This window comes from Tenacibaculum aquaeponti (assembly GCF_057221555.1).
Window position 1 is genome coordinate 2,962,469 of sequence record NZ_CM170147.1, and the last position, 16,928, is coordinate 2,979,396.

Below are 16,928 nucleotides of genomic sequence, written 5' to 3' on the forward strand. Positions count from 1 at the left end.
TTAGGTCTTCGTTTTTTTGAATAGCTTACTTGTATTTAAGTAAGTAGTGTGAGGTATCCTTACCCGACAAATATATATAAATATTTTGATTTGCAAAGTTTCTTTTTAAAAAAAGAAAATGTAAATTTGCAATCCAATTTTTAAATATGATACAAAGAATTCAAACGTTATACCTTTTTTTAGCTGGAATAATTTCCGGAGGATTAACTTTTGTATTCAATTTATGGAGTACTCCTAAAGAGACAATATTTTCAATAGATTTATTGCAAACAGCATCTTTTTTACAAAAAAGTATTCCTGTATCATTCTTCTTATCGGCCTTATTATCTGTAGTAGCTATATTCTTATTTAAGAATAGACAATTACAATTTGTTATAGGTCGTCTTAATATTTTGACAAACCTTTTTTTATTAGGGGTGTTGGTATATTTATCTCTAACGTTATCTGGAGAAGCTTCGGTTTCTGAGAAAGGTATTGGGATGTTCATTCCTGTTATATCATTAGTTTTACTAGTGTTCGCAAACAAAGCCATTAAAAAGGATGAAGATCTTGTAAAATCAGTAGATAGATTACGATAAACCTAACATCTTAATATATTTAGTGCGAATAAACCGAGAATGATACTATTCTCGGTTTTTTTATGTTATAGTACTATTATGTTAAAATTTAAACCAAACTAGCTTTTTTTGCATTTTTTTTATGCTGAAAAGTAAAATTTTAATCCCTACTTTTGAAAAGCTAATACCAGATAAATAAAGGCCTCCGTAAGACTCATCTAAGGGAAAACCCTTAGGTACTCAGGGTAAACCCTGAGAGGGTTTTCAGGGTGTTTGTAATTTGGCTACATCGCATTAACCTTATAAATTTGTACATGTAACAATGATAAAGAAAATCAAAGTTCATATCGCAGACGATCACCAGATTATTATAGACGGAATATCTGCGTTAATAAAGACAGAAGATCAACTTGAGTTAGAAGGCTACTCACTTACGGGCAAAGATGTTGTTGAATGGGCTCGTAAAAATAAAGCCGACGTTCTTGTACTTGATATTAACATGCCAAAATTAGATGGTATAGGTGTTTTAAAAGCGTTTAAAAATAGAAACGTAGATCAAAAAACCATAATACTATCTGGTTTAAGCGACCCGAAACTTGTTCATGAAATGATAGCACTAGGAGCTAAAGGTTTCATAGAAAAAAGTTCGGCAAGCGACCACATAATTAAAGCTATTAAAGCTGTGCATCGAGGAGAAAAGTATTATAGTGATAATATAAAAGAAAGTTTATTCGACTTATATATTAACGATACTAAAACTGATGATGCTATTAAAAGCAGTTCTGTGACAGAACCGTTAACAGAGCGAGAAATAGAAGTATTAAAACTAATAACACAAGAATTAAGTACTTCTGAAATAGCAAAAAAATTAGACCTAACGGTTAAAACAATAGAAACTCACAGAAGAAACTTATATAAAAAGTTAAAAGTGAAAAATGTAGTAGGTTTGGCAATATATGCTGTTAAGAATAATATAGTTTAATCGACCTCCCTTCAATTTTTATATAGAGGTTCCCCGTCCTTATATATGTTCCCCCCCCAAAGAAGCTGTATTATCTGAAGTATTGTCAAGCCTACTACTTTTTCACTCTTTTTTATAAATAATGTAGTCCCCCCGAGCAACTACCTTTTTTTATAAAAAATTAATATAATCCAATATTCAAAAATTATAGTACGATGATAAAAAGATACTTACCTTTTTTAATGATAGTTGCTACATTAATTTCATCATGTAGCACAGAAGAAAATGATATAGTAAATGCTGAAGTAGAAGGAGTTAACGAATCTCTTTTACAATCACATAAAATAAGCAGAGATGCTTCAGGAAAATATACAATAGATTATACTTTAGCTAAAAATGCGCAAGCAAATTTAGTAAAAGATGATGCTACACAAACTACAAATTTACATGCTTTTGAAAGTAAAAATGCATTATCGTACAAAACTACAAGTAATATATCAGATATTGAATTACAGAATAATAAAATTAAACTAGGTGTTTTTGAAAATGGGGAAGAACGTAATTCGATAACAGTTGAAGATGAGAATATTATCTTAGCAAAAGGAGAAGTAAATATTAATTTTTTACAGACTTATAGTGTTGAAAGTTTTGGAGACGATCAATTCGTTCTTGATTTTACAGTAAGAGAAGGAATTCAAGTAGATTTTAAATATAACTCAGATGAAAATATTTACGAAGTGCATTTAAAAGAGGGTCCTTCTAATGGAACAGCTTTTACTAAATTGTACAAAAAAGCGGAACATTTACCATTAAAAATAGATTTTGTAAATTACATTAAGGTTGTTAGTGATAATGATAATCTAAAAGGAAAAAGCATTGCATACGTTGAAAGAAAAATTCCAAGATACGGGCAAGGTGAATAATAACTTAAAAGTGAAATTATTTTGATAAAAAACATAGTCCCCCTTGTTTTTATATTTTTATGTTTGAAACTAAAAGCTGAGTCTGCCCACTCGGCTTTTAGTTGTTACTATGATTATTATCAGTCAGATGTAAATTTAAGGGAACATAAAATATATGAAGTTGCAGAAATATTATTTGAACAGGCGGATTACATTAAATCTCTAAAAATGATTTTACCTCTTTCGGAAATGGATTTGAAAGACGAAATTTTAGAAGTTAAGGTTAATTTGTTGATTGGCAAGATCTTAAACAAGTATGTTGATTCTAGAGAAGCCAGTCAATTATACAAGCTTACAAAAGGAATTGAACACCATAAAGCATCTTATTATTTAGAAAAATCACTCGAGACACTTAAATCATTGAATGATTTAGAGTTAGGCGAAAATATAGAAAATAAGAGATTGTTAGCACAAAATTATTTATCATTATCTAAGTTTTATATTGGGGCTAAAAGAAAGGATAGTACAGAATATTATGCTAAAAAAGTAGTTGGTATTGAGAGTTTTGATAATGAAGTTTTGGATAAAAAAGCAAGAGCGTATCTTAACTTAGGAATAGTAAATGTTTCTAAAAGAGATTTGATAACAGCTGAAGAAATGTTTTTAAAATCTGTGGAAATTAATGAAAAACTACTAGATGAAGTCTCTTTAGTTAGAGCATTGAACAATTTAGCTAACATATATTTGGAAAAGCAAAATTATAAAGAAGCAAAAAAAATATATGCAAAAGCGATTAAATATTTAGAAAATCAAAGATCATTAGAAGCTGTTCAGAATAAAGAAATGATCTATGAGAATTTTGCTTGGACACTATATAAATTAAAAGATTACACAGCGTACGAGTTTGTAACCGAATCTTATGAAATTAGAGATAGTTTAAAAGAAAGAGAATTAAAAAAAGAAATAGACAGAGTATTGGCAGAGAATGATGTTAAAGTCGTTCAACAAAAAGCTGATCAAAACCAACTAAAACAAAAACAAAAAACTTGGGCTGTAGGTACAGCTGGTGTTGTAATATCTATATTACTATTGTATTTGGCAAACTTATATAAACTACGTCAACGTAACTTAAGTTTAAAACTATCACAAAACGAATTACGTCAGCAACGAAAATTAGAGCGTTTAAATTCACAAGCACAAGTGAAAATTTTAAATGCAACTTTAGATGGTAAAGAAACAGAGCGTAAACAAATTGCTGAAATTTTACACGATAACGTAAGTGCACTGTTATCTTCTGCAAATATGCATTTAGAAGCAACGCAAAAACAATACGGAGATAATATTCCAGAAGAATTACAAAAAACACAACAGATAATTACAGAAGCTTCAGAAAAAATTCGTGATTTATCACACAACTTGGTTTCATCTGTATTATTAAAATTCGGTTTAGAGTATGCAATAAAAGATGTAGCAAAGAAATTCTCTAACTCAGAAATAAAAATAAGCACAGCAATTAGTAATGTATATCGTTATTCTCAAGATTTTGAAATTAAAGTGTTTAATATTATTCAAGAGTTAATTAATAACATTTTAAAACATAGTAAGGCGAAAAACGCTTACATTATGCTAGAAGAAGAAGGAGAAATGATTAACCTTATTGTTAAAGACGATGGTATTGGTTTTGAGCAAGCAAAAGATGAGGATGTGGGTATTGGTTTAAACCAAATAAAAGCCAGAATTAATATGATGAATGGAAACTTTTTTATAGAGTCATCTAAAGGAAATGGAACAAAAGTAATTGCAAGTATTCCTTTAGTTCGCATAGTTCGAAAAAAAGAAATGGCATCGGCTTAAAAAGATCATTAATTTTTCGCTAATTCAATTACTTCCATATTTTCAATTTCACCAGCACGTAATTCAAAACGTATCATAGTGCGTACTTTATGAAAACCATGTTTACCTGCGGCTCCAGGATTAATGTGAAGTAAATTAAAATGTTTGTCGAATTGTACTTTTAAAATATGAGAATGACCACAAATAAAAATTTTAGGTCTATTTTTTTGAAGTTCTCCATAAACACGAGTTTTATATTTGCCGGGGTAGCCACCAATATGTGTCATCCAAACAGAAACACCTTCCACTTCAAAAGCATCATCTAAAGGAAATTCTGCACGAGCTTCGGCATCATCAATGTTTCCATAAACAGCACGTAAAGGTTTGTATTCTTTAATTGTATCTGTAACACGCAAGTTACCAATATCACCAGCATGCCAAACTTCATCAGCTTGTTGTACAAACTTTAAAATTTGATCATCAATATAACTGTGTGTATCCGATAATAATAAGATTTTCTTCACAAAACGAAAGTACAAATAACCAAATAAAATCCGTAGTTTAGCTCTTTAAAAAAAGGATTTCTTTGCGATATTTTTTAGAGCTAGCATACCACGGTAAAAACTATTATGGTTGGCAAGTGCAACCAGATGTAATTTCGGTTCAAGAAAAGCTAACCAAAGCTATTAGTACTATTTTAAGAAAAGAAATTAGTATTGTTGGTGCTGGTAGAACAGATACAGGAGTTCATGCTTCTCAAATGTATGCGCATTTTGATTTTGATAAGGTTTTAGATGAAAACTTTACCTATAAGTTAAATGCAATTTTACCGAATGATATTGTTATTTACAAAACCATTCTTGTAGCAAATGATGCTCATGCACGTTTTGACGCAACAAGCAGAAGTTATGAGTATAAAATATGGTTAGGTAGAAATCCATTTGTTTTAGATACCTCATGGCAGTTAAACTATAAAAATATAAATATTGAAGCCATGAATACAGCTGCGAAATTACTTTACGAGTATGAAGATTTTGAATGTTTTTCGAAAGTAAAAACAGATGTACATACGTTTAACTGTGAAGTAACCAATGCAGAGTGGGTTTTACAAGGAAATGAATTAACCTTTTTTATTTCTGCAAATCGTTTTTTAAGAAACATGGTTCGCGCAATTGTTGGAACTTTACTAGATGTTGGTTTAGGAAAAATAACAGTAAACGATTTTAAAGCAGTAATAGAAAGTAAGAACAGAAGTAAAGCAGGAGTGTCTGTACCTGCAAAAGCATTATTTTTAACAGAAGTAACATACGATTATATTTAAATTTTGAGTAAAAGTAGTTCAGGAAAAGCATTTGATATTAAGATTTTTGCACGCTTAATGAGTTTTGCAAAACAATATCGTTTTCAATTTTGGGTTGCAACAATATCTACCATTTTATTGGCAGTATTTGCAGCAGCTAGTCCAGTAGTATTATACAAAGCGATAGATGATTTTACAGTTAATAAAGACTTAGCAAAATTGTTGTTTTTTACAATGGTTATGTTTGGTGTGTTGTTAGTTCAAGTAATACTACAATTTTTATTTATTTACTATGCTAATTGGGTAGGTCAGCACATTATTAAAGATTTACGAGCTATAATTTTTAAAAATATTTTAGGTTTTAAAATGTCGTACTTTGATAACACTTCAGTAGGAAGATTAGTAACTAGAGTGGTTTCTGATATAGAAACTATTGCAAACTTTTTTTCGCAAGGTGTATTTATGATTGTGAGTGATGTGTTAAAAATGTTGGTAGTTGTAATTGTCATGTTTGTTATTAATTGGCAACTAGCTCTAATAGCGCTAGCAGTATTACCGATTTTAATTTATGCAACAAAATTATTTCAAATAGCAATTAAAAAAACATTTCAAGATGTTCGTAATCAGGTGGCAAATTTAAATGGATTTGTTCAAGAGCGTGTTACAGGAATGAAAATTGTACAATTGTTTAATAGAGAGAAAATAGAATACGAAAATTTTAAAGCTATTAATGAAAAGCATAAAAAAGCTCATGTTAAAACCGTATGGTATTATTCGATATTTTTTCCAATAGCAGAAATTTTGTCTTCTATAGCAATTGGTTTAATAGTTTGGTATGGAGGTTTGCAAGTAATAGCAAAAGATGCAATTACGGTTGGAGCAATTATTAGTTTTGTTCAAATGGCGCAAATGTTATTTAGACCACTACGTCAAATAGCAGATAAGTTTAATCAATTGCAAATGGGAATTGTATCAGGTGAACGTGTTTTTAAAGTAATAGATACAGAAAGTTATATCGATCAATCTGGAACAATCTCAGCTAATTATTTAAAAGGTAATATAGAGTTTAAAGACGTTCGCTTTAGTTATGTCGAAGGAGAAGAAGTGCTAAAAGGAATTTCTTTTCAAGCTAAAAAAGGAGAAACTATTGCAATAGTTGGTTCTACCGGAGCAGGAAAATCAACAATTATTAATTTAATTAGTCGTTTTTATGAAATAGATAGTGGTCAAATAAAAGTAGACGAAACACCTGTTGAAGATTATGATTTAGAAAGTTTACGAAATCAAGTAGCTGTAGTATTACAAGATGTATTCTTATTTTCAGATTCAATTTTAAATAATATTACGTTACGAGATAAAAATATTTCTTTAGAAGAAGTTGAAAAAGCTGCAAAACAAATAGGGATTCATAGTTTTATAGAAAGTTTACCAAACGGATATAACTATAATGTAAAAGAGAGAGGTGCTATGTTGTCTTCTGGTCAGCGTCAATTAATAGCTTTTTTAAGAGCTTATGTAAGTAATCCAAGTATTTTAATTTTAGATGAAGCAACTTCTTCTGTAGATACAGAGTCTGAACAAATGATTCAATATGCTACAGATAAAATTACTAAGGATAGAACATCAATAGTTATAGCACATCGATTGGCGACAATCAAAAAAGCAGATAAAATTATTGTAATGGATAAAGGAAAAATTGTTGAATTAGGTAGTCATCAACAACTTTTAGAGCAAGAAGGTTATTATAGAAATTTGTACGAAAAACAATTTAGTGCAGAAACTATGTAATTCTTAGTGTTAAACTTGTGTAATTCTATTAAAATATTACATTTGTTATTCAATCTTAAACTTAAAATCATAAAACGATGAAAAAAGTAATTTTATCAGTCTTTGTAGTTGGTTCTTTATTAGCTACTTCTTGTAAACAAGCTAAAGAAGCTAAGGAAGAGGTAAAGGAAGCTACTGAAACTGTAGTAGAAAAAACAGGAGATGCTGCAAATACTGTAGTTGAAGAAACTAAAGAAGTAGTTGAAGAAGCTAAAGAGGTAGTTGAGGAAGCAGTAAAAACTGTAGAGTCAGCTATTGAAGGAGTAACAATTCCTGAGTTCAAAGACCCTAAAGTTGGTGAGCATTTAAAAGCATATTCTGAGTATGCTAAAGAATATATCGCAGAAGGTAAAGATGCATATAAAAACGTAGCTTTAGTAAAAAAAGGAGCAGACTTATTAGCTAAGGGTAAAGAAATTGTTGGAGGTTTAGACGAGGAAGCTTCTAAGAAATTTAATAGTGTAATGACGGCTATTCAAGCAAAAATGGCTCCAGCGAAATAAGTATTATGAACTAAAATCTTTACAATAAGATAAAAGTTATAAAAACCTTTGAAATTAATTTCAAAGGTTTTTCTGTTTTTTAAAAGCAAAATTTAAACCGACATCTATTTTAGAATGTCGGTTTTTTATATAAAACCAATGTTGAATTTGTTTGAAAATTTACATGTTACAAGAAAAAAAACTATATTGCAACAATGTTGCATTAAAATAATAGATGTAATTTAAATTTTATAATCAATGATAACAAAAGAGCAAGTTTTAGAAGTACAGAAGAAATGGGGAGATGGAGTTGTTAAAATAGGTAGTTTAAAAGAAAACAGAAAAGCGTGTGAACATTTTACAAAAGATTTTATAGATGAGCGTTATGCTTATTTAAATGGTCCAGTAGTATTTAAACCTACAAAATGTGCTTTAGAGCAATTTAGATCAGAAAAAGAAGAAGCTGTATCGTATTTCATAGCAGGAGAAGATCGTAAATGTGATGAAGATAAAGGCTTTGCTTTGCAACCATGGAAAAAAGTAAGGTTTGAAAATTCAGGTATCATTTTAGAAGAGAAAAGAGCTATAGCAATGGGAAACTATTACTTTACAGATATTGAGGGGAACGAAGCAAAAGTAGAATTCACCTTTGGATATAAATTAGATAATGGAGAGTTAAAAATAGATGTTCATCATTCTTCTTTTCCTTATGTTTTAAATACAATTTCTTAATGTTTAATTGTTTGTGTTTTGTATGTCTTACAGATTTCCTAGAGTCTGTTATTAATAATGAAAGGCTAACTAATTTAAACTATTATTATACGTCTTTAGGGAATTCTGTTTGTTTTACAGAGAACAAAACTCAATACTTTCAAAAATTATAGAGAGAATAAACAAAAACTAAATTCTTAGGGAAGATAGTTTTAGGTCTAGATTAATTAGATAAATCTTGCTTTAAAATATTAGAAAGTTCTTCTTTGGTTTTGTATAAGACAAAACTACCATCTTTAACATATGATATTTCTCCTGTTTCTTCAGAAACAATAACACAAACAGCATCTGTTTTTTCAGTAATTCCAATCGCAGCTCTATGACGAAGACCAAATCTCGAAGGAATTTTAGTGTTATCTGAAACTGGTAAAATAACACGAGTTGCAATAATGTAATTATCTCTAATTATAGTTGCTCCATCATGTAATGGGCTATTCTTGTAAAAAATACTTTGAATAATTGCATCATTTATCTGAGCATTCATTTTATCTCCAGTACTAACTAAAAAATCAAGTTTATTAGTTCGTTCAATAACTAGTAAGGCACCAGTTTTAGATTTCGATAACGTACTACAAGATTTAATAATAGTATCTGTATCTGTTTCGGTATTAATTTCAGATTGTAAAAACTTTAATTGATTTAAAAATCCTCTTTTGTTAGTAAAGTTATTGGTTCCAACCATAAGTAAAAACTTTCGTATTTCTTGTTGAAAAACAATAATTAAAGCAATTACTCCACCAGAAAGTAAATACCCTAAAATTCCACTAAGCATTTCCATATGAAGTGCTTGAGTAGCTTTCCAGATTAAGAAAATTACAGTGATTCCAATAACAATATTAATAGCTACAGTTCCTTTTAATAATTTGTATGTATAGTAAAGAAGTACTGCTACTAAAATGATATCTAATACATCTAAAAAAGAAAAATCTAAAAAATCTAGCATCTAACTATTTGTATTTGCGTAAATGTACTAATAATTTACGTCTCTTTAATTTGTATGGAAGTATAACTTCAGTAAGAAAAATAAAAAACATTAACTAGAGAGTATTAACAAAACTTTAGAGTTTTAGCTGTAGATGTTCTCGATGAGAATTTCGTATTTTAATGAAGTTAAATACAATTAATCATTTTTAATTTAAAACCTTACTATTATGAAAAATCAAATTTCAAGTTTAGGAAAAGCACTTTCTAAAAACGATCAAAAAAACATCAAAGGAGGATTTTTTGGATGTCAGCCACAATTACTTCAATGTGATTCTCACAGAGATTGTCCTCCATGTAGTAGTGGGTGCGGAATTACTATTGACAATAATGGAACTCCATTGTTTATTTCTGGTATTTGTGCATTTTAAAGCTAAATAGAAATAATAAAAATAAAACCAGTTACAAGAAGTAACTGGTTTTATTCTTTAATAAAGATGCAGATTGAGATTATTTTTGAGCCATAGTAGTTTCAATATCTCCAATTAAAAGAGGGTATTTGCTACGAATAAATTTAATTTTCCCAAAAATTTCTTCATCCTTTGTTCGTCTAAATTCTTCTTCCATAGTAGTAAAACTTGTGTTGTAAAGTTTTAAGGCTAGTTTATTACGAAGTTGATTATAAGAGCGGTTTACGTTGTTTAAAACCTTAATATAAGTTTCGTAAGTGGTATTTCTATCGGCAGTAATTGTGATTAAAGCTTTAGAAGGATGATCTGATAAATCTGCTCTTTTTTCACCATCACACCAATCACAAACTTGACCATTAATGTCTTTACCACCACCATTATCAATAAATTTTATGGCTAAATCGGTAATTTCATTAATGTCAACAATAGTATCACCTATTAATACTTCATTGTTTAAATTGATATTAATCTCGAAGAGATTTCTTTTGTGGATATCAATAGGAGGTGGATTATCATTTTTTTCGGCCATTTTTCTAAAAATACCTTTGTCTACATCCATAGTAGTTGTGACAAGGAAAAAAATGAGTAATAAAAATGCGATATCAGCCATAGATCCAGCATTAATTTCAGGAATAGTTCCTCTTTTCATAATTAGTAGTTTTTAAAAATTAATAAATAGTTTAAAAGTTTGGCTACTAGGCAATTTTTGGTATGAAGAGCTATTCGCAAAAACGATGCCGAAGAATAAAAAAGAAAGGTAAGTGCTAGTTTAAAGTTATTATTTAAATTCTTAGATCTTGGTTTTTTTATAAAACTTGTTCTACAATTTTTATAGCTTCTATGGCTTCTTTTACATCGTGAACACGAAGGATATTTGTACCATTTAACAAAGCGATAGTATTAGCAACGGTAGTAGCGTTTAAAGCTTCTTTTGGAGTGATGTTTAAAAGTTTGTATAACATCGATTTTCTAGATACTCCTGTTAAAATTGGAACGTCTAAGTTCTTAAAAAGATCAAGGTCTTTTAAAAGTTGATAGTTATGATCAATTGTTTTTCCAAAACCAAAACCAACATCAATAATAACATCATTGAGTTTTAGTTTACGGAGTTCAAAAATCTTTTCAGCAAAAAAAGAAATTAAATCAGTAATTATATTCTCATATGAAGGGTTTTTCTGCATATTTTGAGGTGTACCTTGCATGTGCATTAAAATGTAAGGCACTTGTAATTTGCCTACTATGCTGTACATTTTGTTATCCATATTTCCTCCAGAAATATCGTTGATAAGACTAGCTCCAGTTACAATTGTTTCTTCTGCAACTTTGCTTCTAAAAGTATCAACGGAAATAGTAATTTCAGGGAAATTTTTTAGTAACAATTCAATTATAGGAACTATACGTTTTAACTCTTCTTCTTCTGAAATATGTTGAGCTCCAGGTCTAGAAGAATATGCACCAATATCAATAAAAGTAGCTCCGTCTGTAAGCATTTTATCTGTTTGATTTAAAATACTTACATCACTTTTATATTTCCCTCCATCATAGAATGAATCTGGAGTAATATTTAAGATTCCCATTACTTTAGGAGAAGATAAATCGATAAGTGTGCCTTTGCAATTAATTGTCATTAATACCTTTTTACTGGTTACTGGTACAAATTTCTATGTAAAAATAACTGAAAACCTAATTGATTTGCTATTTTTACGTAGTTTTTTCTGAATATATAAAATGCATAATACCTCAGAGCAGTACGATTCGGTTGTAAATGAATGCCGAAATTTATTTATAAATAAGATGAAAGATTATGGTAGCGCATGGAGAATTTTACGCTTACCATCGTTAACAGATCAAATTTTTATTAAAGCGCAACGTATTCGTCAGTTGCAAGAAAATGAAGTTAGAAAGGTAGATGAAGGTGAAAGATCTGAGTTTATTGGAATAATAAATTATTCTGTTATGGCTTTAGTTCAGTTAGATTTGGGAGTAGTAGAACAACCAGATTTGTCAACAGAAGAAGCAACTGTCTTGTACGATAAGTATGTTAAAATAACGAAGGAATTAATGGAGAAGAAAAACCATGATTATGGTGAAGCGTGGCGAGATATGCGAGTTTCTTCTTTAACAGATTTAATTTTACAAAAGTTATTACGAGTAAAACAAATAGAAGATAATAAAGGTAAAACATTAGTTTCTGAAGGAATTGATGCAAATTATCAGGATATGATAAATTATGCTGTATTTGCCATGATTCATTTCAATGAAGAGACATCATAAAATCCCTATAATCATGTTAAAAATACTTACACACATTTCAAGAGTTCTTGTTGGATTATTATTTATTTATTCTGGATTTGTAAAATTAGTAGATCCTGTAGGTTCTAAATACAAATTTGAAGAATACTTTAATGCAGATGTATTAAATCTTGAGTTTTTAATACCAGTAGCCTTAGGTTTTTCAATATTATTAATCATCACAGAACTGGTATTGGGTGTAATGCTTTTAGTAGGATATAAACCAAAATTTACTGTTTGGAGCTTGTTTGGTATTAATTTAATTTTCCTGTTTTTAACATGGTATTCTTATGCGTATAATAAAGTAACTGATTGTGGTTGCTTTGGAGATGCAATTAAATTAACACCTAAAGAAACTTTTTATAAGAATATTATTTTTATGGTATTCATAGTAATTTTAATTTTAGGAGTAAGATACATTAAGCCTTTAATTTCAGATAAAATTGCTTCATATACTACGGTTGGATCTTTAGTTATTTCTTCATTAATAGCTTATTATGTATTACAGCATTTGCCTATAATCGATTTTAGAGCTTATGCAATTGGAACTAATATTGCAGACGGAATGGCTTTCGGTCCAAATGGAGAAGATCCTAAAATTCATGATTTCGAAATTAGTACTTCAGAAGGAGATGTTTTAGAAGAGATGCTTAATAAAGATAAAGCAATGCTTATTCTAATGACAACTCTTGAAAAAGTTAATAAAGAAGGTTTAAAAGCTGTTTCTGAAACTGCAGCTAAGGCAAAACAAAATGGGTATGAAGTTTATGTCTTAACTTCAGATATAATGATGGCTGATGTTATTTATGAAGATAACACTGAAAAATTAGATGCTTTTACTAAAGAATATAATTTACCTTATACTTTTGGTAGTTGTGATGAAAAGGCAATTAAAACTGCTATTAGAGCCAATCCGGGTATTATTATTGTAGAAAAAGGGGTAATTAAGAATAAGAAGAAATGGAGAGATGTAGATGAAATAAAGTTTTAATTATCAGTTTAATTCCTATATTTAGGAACTGTTAATCAAAACCTTATACTATGAAAGTCTTAAAATACATCTTGTTACTTATACTAGCTTTAGTGTTAATTGGTTTGCTGTATGTTACAGTTCAGCCGTCAGATTATGATGTAAATCGATCTAAAGTTATAAATCAACCGGTTAGTAAAATTTTCAATACAGTTAACGACCTTAAAACTTGGGAAAAATGGGGGCCTTGGCATGATGAAGATTCTACCATAGTAGTAACTTATGGAGAAAAAACTGTTGGAGTTGGGGCAAGTGATAGTTGGACTAGTAAAGATGGTCCTGGAAGTATGAAAACAATTGCTTTAGAATCTAATAAATCGATTACACAAGAAATTAAGTTTGGAGATAATGAACCTGGAGAAATTCTTTGGAATTTTGAAGAGGTAAAGGATGGTACCAAGGTAACTTGGACTATGAAAGATGATAAGGCACCATTTATTTTTAAAATATTTTCTGCAATTAGTGGAGGTTGGGATAGTATGTTAGGTCCAATGTTAGAAAATGGATTAAATAATTTAGATGAAGTAGTTACATTAACACCAGACCCTTTCCGTTTAGGAGAAATCAGAACTATAGAGCACGAAGATAAATCATTCATTGGTTATCATTATAAATTGAAGATTGATCAAGATGCAATGGAAAAAGCTTTTATGGAAGCATTACCGAAAGCAGGAATCTATGCTGCAAAGTCTGGTTTAAAAGAAGGAGATTATGTTCCTGGAGGTTTATATCATAAATGGGATGAAAAAACAGGAGAAGCAGATTTTCATATTGGTTTATTATTAAATAAAGATATTCCTGCGGCTGATGGAATGGATAAAATTACAGTCTCTGGAGGGAAATATGTGACATTAACCAAATGTGGAGCTTACGGAATTGGTGATGTAGAAGCACATAATAAAATAGGAACTTACATTAAAGATAATAAGTTAACACCTAAATTTCCACTTTATGAATTGTATGTTAATGATCCTTCTAAAGTAAAAGAGCATGACATTCAAACAGATATTTATTATTTAGTAGAATAAAAGATCTTAAAATAAATAGAAGAAGAACCTCACAAAAATGTGAGGTTTTCTTATTTTCGTGATTCATGAAACAGTTATTCTTAGTATTTATTGGAGGAGGTTTTGGAAGTGTTTTACGATTTCTTTTAGGTAAAGCTTTAAATAATTCAGAAACAGGTATTCCTTTGGGTACTTTTTTAGCTAATATTTTAGGAAGCTTACTTATAGGTTTTATTTTAGGTTTAGCTGCAAAAAATGAAATATTAACTCAAAATCACTCATTATTATTAGCCACCGGTTTTTGTGGGGGATTTACAACATTTTCAACTTTCGCTTATGAAAATCATGTGTTTTTAAAATCAGGAGACTTTATGTCTTTTGCGTTATATACGATATCTAGTTTCGTGTTAGGCTTTTTAGCTGTTTTTTTAGGAATTTATTTAATAAAATATATCATATGAGTAATGTAGTACACTATAGTACAGAAGCAAATTATGCGATTTTAAAAATTGTAAATGGAAAAGTAAATGCGATTTCTCATGAAGTTATCGATGAGTTAAATACTTATTTAGATAAAGCAGAACAAGAAGAAAGAGTAGTTATTATTGCTGGGCAAGATGGTATTTTATCTGGTGGTTTTGATTTAAAAGTAATGACTAAATCTCCTGATGCTGCAAAAGAATTAGTAACAAAAGGTTCTAAACTTTCACTTCGATTATTGTCTTTTCCTTATCCTGTTATTATGGCTTGTGGAGGTCATGCGGTAGCAAAAGGAGCTTTCTTATTACTGTCTGCTGATTATAGATTAGGAGTTGCGGGAGATTTTAAAATCGGATTAAATGAAGTAATGATCGGAATGACGATGCACAACGCTGGTGTTGAAATAGCTAGAGGAAAATTAACTCCAGTATATTTCCAAAGAAGTGTAGCTAATGCAGAAATGTATAATCCTGAAGATGCTGTTACAGCAGGATTCTTAGATAAAATTGTGTCTCAAGAACATTTATTACCAACAGCAACTAAAGTTGCGCAAATGTTCGGCCAACTAAATAAAAAAGCACATAGAGATACAAAACTAAAAGTTCGTAAAGAATCTTTAGAAAGATTAGAGAAAGCAATAGAAGAAGATATCGCTCAAGAATTATCTTTTGATGCTTAAAAAAACAAACCCCATTTTTAAATAAGTGGGGTTTTGTGTTGTTTTTTTAAAAATATTCTAAATGATAATTCATCTATTTTATTCTTTTAAGATTTTCTAGTTTATAAATTAAAGATAAAGAAGGGTTAACTAATTTTTGTTTATCATTATAAAATTTCCATTTTTTAGTGTCAATTTTAGAATATTTATAAGGATAAAAACAACCACCATGACCTTTAATTGTATCTGTTAAAACATCAAATGTTCCTTCGGCAACCAATTGCTTTTCTTTGTTTAAGAATTTCCAATCTCCTTTTTTATACCAGTATTTTACAGAATCAGCTTCAAGTCCACAAAAAAGATAAGTGTGTTTTTTAAATTGTCCAATTCCATAAAAATCTCCAAACTTTTTATATTCATTAGCTTCACTACCAAGAAAATTTAAAGAAAAAATTTCTTCGTAATGGATATTTTTAATAAGTCTTACATGTTTGTTTTCCTTAGTTAAATATTCAATTCCTAATTTTTCATAATTAAGACTAAGTTTAAAACTATCGCTTATAATAGTATATTTTGGTTGAAAATTAATGCTGTTAGTAGTTTTTAAACTATCTAATTCTGAAATATATTTTTCTAACTCTTTATAGCTCTTAGAGTTTTTTAGTATGATTTTATTCTCTTTTCTTCCCATTTGTTCAAGACCGAAAGAATAGAATTCTAAATTCTCTTTTGGAAGTTTTAGTTGTGTATATTCATCTTTATTACAAGATGTTAAGGAATACAAACAAATAATTAAAAGTGTAAGCCGATAGAATTTCATAAACTATTTTTTATAATCCATCACTCCAGCTTCAATAGCAATAGCTAAAGAATTATTTCTTGGTGTAATCGGGCAAGAATATCTATCACTGTAAGCACAATAAGGATTGTATGCTGTATTAAAATCTATAGTAACCGTTCCATCTTCTTTAATATCTGTAGTTAAAACATCAATAAAACGACCACCACCATAAGAACCTTTTCCGTTAGTTTCATCTAAAAAAGGAAGGAACAAGTGATTTATATAATCAGGCTCAGGGTTGGGGTCTTTATAAATATCTAATTCAAAACTTTGTCCGTCTATAGAAAAATTAATAATACCATATTTTTTATATTTAGCTATTCTTGATGTGGTAGTAGGAAAATTAAATGTTTTAGCTTCTGGAGTTTTAGTAAGTTGAGCAATTACTTTAAACTTATTATTAATAGGGAAAAAGTCTAATCCTTTAAAATTTTTCAATCCACTCTTGGTTAATGGAGAGGTTGAAGCATCTTTAAATTTGGCGTTCATTTCACGTTGAAATTCAGATTTTCCTTGAGGTATTCTTTTTCCAGAATTACATGATATAATAAGTGTATAAACAAAAAGAAATATAATAATTTTCTTCATAAATGAAT

The 16,928-nt window shown here is 29.3% G+C and carries 20 protein-coding genes; 14 read left to right on the forward strand and 6 right to left on the reverse strand.

What is annotated here, in order from left to right:
- Positions 1-146 precede the first annotated feature (146 nt).
- The 4 genes from AC2TEO_RS13445 (at position 147) to AC2TEO_RS13460 (ending at position 4,274) form a co-directional block, all read left to right on the forward strand.
- Entirely contained in the window at positions 147-578 is a 432-nt protein-coding gene (locus tag AC2TEO_RS13445) for a DUF4293 domain-containing protein (protein ID WP_442265325.1), read from the forward strand.
- A gap of 301 nt (positions 579-879) precedes the next feature.
- The gene (locus AC2TEO_RS13450; protein ID WP_299674091.1) at positions 880-1,539 is read left to right on the forward strand and encodes a response regulator; all 660 of its coding nucleotides are present in this window, start codon (positions 880-882) and stop codon (positions 1,537-1,539) included.
- A 194-nt stretch (positions 1,540-1,733) separates the two neighbouring features.
- Positions 1,734-2,441 (forward strand): hypothetical protein, encoded by a 708-nt coding sequence (locus AC2TEO_RS13455; protein ID WP_442265326.1) that lies wholly within the window; start codon positions 1,734-1,736, stop codon positions 2,439-2,441.
- Positions 2,442-2,648: 207 nt separating this feature from the next.
- The gene (locus AC2TEO_RS13460) at positions 2,649-4,274 is read left to right on the forward strand and encodes an ATP-binding protein (RefSeq protein WP_442265327.1); all 1,626 of its coding nucleotides are present in this window, start codon (positions 2,649-2,651) and stop codon (positions 4,272-4,274) included.
- Positions 4,275-4,282: 8 nt separating this feature from the next.
- Here the strand turns inward: AC2TEO_RS13460 and AC2TEO_RS13465 are convergent, their stop codons facing one another.
- Entirely contained in the window at positions 4,283-4,777 is a 495-nt protein-coding gene (locus tag AC2TEO_RS13465) for a metallophosphoesterase family protein (RefSeq protein WP_442265328.1), read from the reverse strand.
- Between the two features lie 62 nt (positions 4,778-4,839).
- Here AC2TEO_RS13465 and truA point away from each other — a divergent pair, with 62 nt between their 5' ends.
- The 4 genes from truA (at position 4,840) to AC2TEO_RS13485 (ending at position 8,594) form a co-directional block, all read left to right on the forward strand.
- Positions 4,840-5,574: a tRNA pseudouridine(38-40) synthase TruA gene (gene truA, locus AC2TEO_RS13470; RefSeq protein ID WP_442265329.1), complete on the forward strand. Its 735-nt coding sequence runs from the start codon at positions 4,840-4,842 to the stop codon at positions 5,572-5,574.
- A 57-nt stretch (positions 5,575-5,631) separates the two neighbouring features.
- Positions 5,632-7,341 carry an ABC transporter ATP-binding protein gene (locus AC2TEO_RS13475; RefSeq protein ID WP_442267767.1) on the forward strand — a complete coding sequence of 570 codons (1,710 nt, stop codon included), beginning with the start codon at positions 5,632-5,634 and terminating at the stop codon, positions 7,339-7,341.
- Positions 7,342-7,418: 77 nt separating this feature from the next.
- On the forward strand, positions 7,419-7,883 hold the full coding sequence (locus tag AC2TEO_RS13480; protein ID WP_442265330.1) for a hypothetical protein: 465 nt from the start codon (positions 7,419-7,421) through the stop codon (positions 7,881-7,883).
- Positions 7,884-8,120: 237 nt separating this feature from the next.
- Entirely contained in the window at positions 8,121-8,594 is a 474-nt protein-coding gene (locus AC2TEO_RS13485) for a metal-independent carbonic anhydrase family protein (RefSeq protein WP_442265331.1), read from the forward strand.
- A gap of 202 nt (positions 8,595-8,796) precedes the next feature.
- Here the strand turns inward: AC2TEO_RS13485 and cdaA are convergent, their stop codons facing one another.
- On the reverse strand, positions 8,797-9,576 hold the full coding sequence (gene cdaA, locus AC2TEO_RS13490) for a diadenylate cyclase CdaA (RefSeq protein WP_442265332.1): 780 nt from the start codon (positions 9,574-9,576) through the stop codon (positions 8,797-8,799).
- 208 nt (positions 9,577-9,784) lie between these two features.
- On the opposite strand from cdaA, the gene AC2TEO_RS13495 reads away from it, so the two are divergent.
- Complete coding sequence (locus AC2TEO_RS13495; RefSeq protein WP_442265333.1) at positions 9,785-9,985, forward strand: hypothetical protein; 201 nt, start codon at positions 9,785-9,787, stop codon at positions 9,983-9,985.
- 79 nt (positions 9,986-10,064) lie between these two features.
- On the opposite strand, the gene AC2TEO_RS13500 is transcribed toward AC2TEO_RS13495, so the two are convergent.
- Both AC2TEO_RS13500 and folP read right to left on the reverse strand, forming a co-directional pair.
- Entirely contained in the window at positions 10,065-10,673 is a 609-nt protein-coding gene (locus tag AC2TEO_RS13500) for an ExbD/TolR family protein (protein ID WP_442265334.1), read from the reverse strand.
- 157 nt (positions 10,674-10,830) lie between these two features.
- Positions 10,831-11,652, reverse strand: coding sequence for a dihydropteroate synthase (gene folP, locus AC2TEO_RS13505; protein ID WP_442265335.1), 822 nt, complete (start codon positions 11,650-11,652; stop codon positions 10,831-10,833).
- 100 nt (positions 11,653-11,752) lie between these two features.
- Between folP and AC2TEO_RS13510 the strand changes: the two genes are divergently transcribed.
- The 5 genes from AC2TEO_RS13510 (at position 11,753) to AC2TEO_RS13530 (ending at position 15,512) form a co-directional block, all read left to right on the forward strand.
- Entirely contained in the window at positions 11,753-12,298 is a 546-nt protein-coding gene (locus AC2TEO_RS13510; RefSeq protein ID WP_442265336.1) for a DUF1599 domain-containing protein, read from the forward strand.
- A 13-nt stretch (positions 12,299-12,311) separates the two neighbouring features.
- Complete coding sequence (locus AC2TEO_RS13515; protein ID WP_442265337.1) at positions 12,312-13,307, forward strand: DoxX family protein; 996 nt, start codon at positions 12,312-12,314, stop codon at positions 13,305-13,307.
- Between the two features lie 50 nt (positions 13,308-13,357).
- Positions 13,358-14,374: an SRPBCC family protein gene (locus tag AC2TEO_RS13520; protein WP_442265338.1), complete on the forward strand. Its 1,017-nt coding sequence runs from the start codon at positions 13,358-13,360 to the stop codon at positions 14,372-14,374.
- A gap of 65 nt (positions 14,375-14,439) precedes the next feature.
- Positions 14,440-14,814, forward strand: a complete 375-nt coding sequence (gene crcB, locus AC2TEO_RS13525; RefSeq protein ID WP_442265339.1) for a fluoride efflux transporter CrcB — start codon at positions 14,440-14,442, stop codon at positions 14,812-14,814.
- Positions 14,811-15,512, forward strand: a complete 702-nt coding sequence (locus tag AC2TEO_RS13530) for a crotonase/enoyl-CoA hydratase family protein (RefSeq protein WP_442265340.1) — start codon at positions 14,811-14,813, stop codon at positions 15,510-15,512. The genes crcB and AC2TEO_RS13530 overlap by 4 nt, the downstream gene beginning before the upstream one ends.
- Before the next feature lie 73 nt (positions 15,513-15,585).
- Here AC2TEO_RS13530 and AC2TEO_RS13535 read toward each other — a convergent pair whose 3' ends face one another.
- Positions 15,586-16,311 carry a hypothetical protein gene (locus tag AC2TEO_RS13535; protein WP_442265341.1) on the reverse strand — a complete coding sequence of 242 codons (726 nt, stop codon included), beginning with the start codon at positions 16,309-16,311 and terminating at the stop codon, positions 15,586-15,588.
- A 3-nt stretch (positions 16,312-16,314) separates the two neighbouring features.
- Positions 16,315-16,920 (reverse strand): DUF1684 domain-containing protein, encoded by a 606-nt coding sequence (locus AC2TEO_RS13540; RefSeq protein ID WP_442265342.1) that lies wholly within the window; start codon positions 16,918-16,920, stop codon positions 16,315-16,317.
- Between the last annotated feature and the right edge of the window lie 8 nt (positions 16,921-16,928).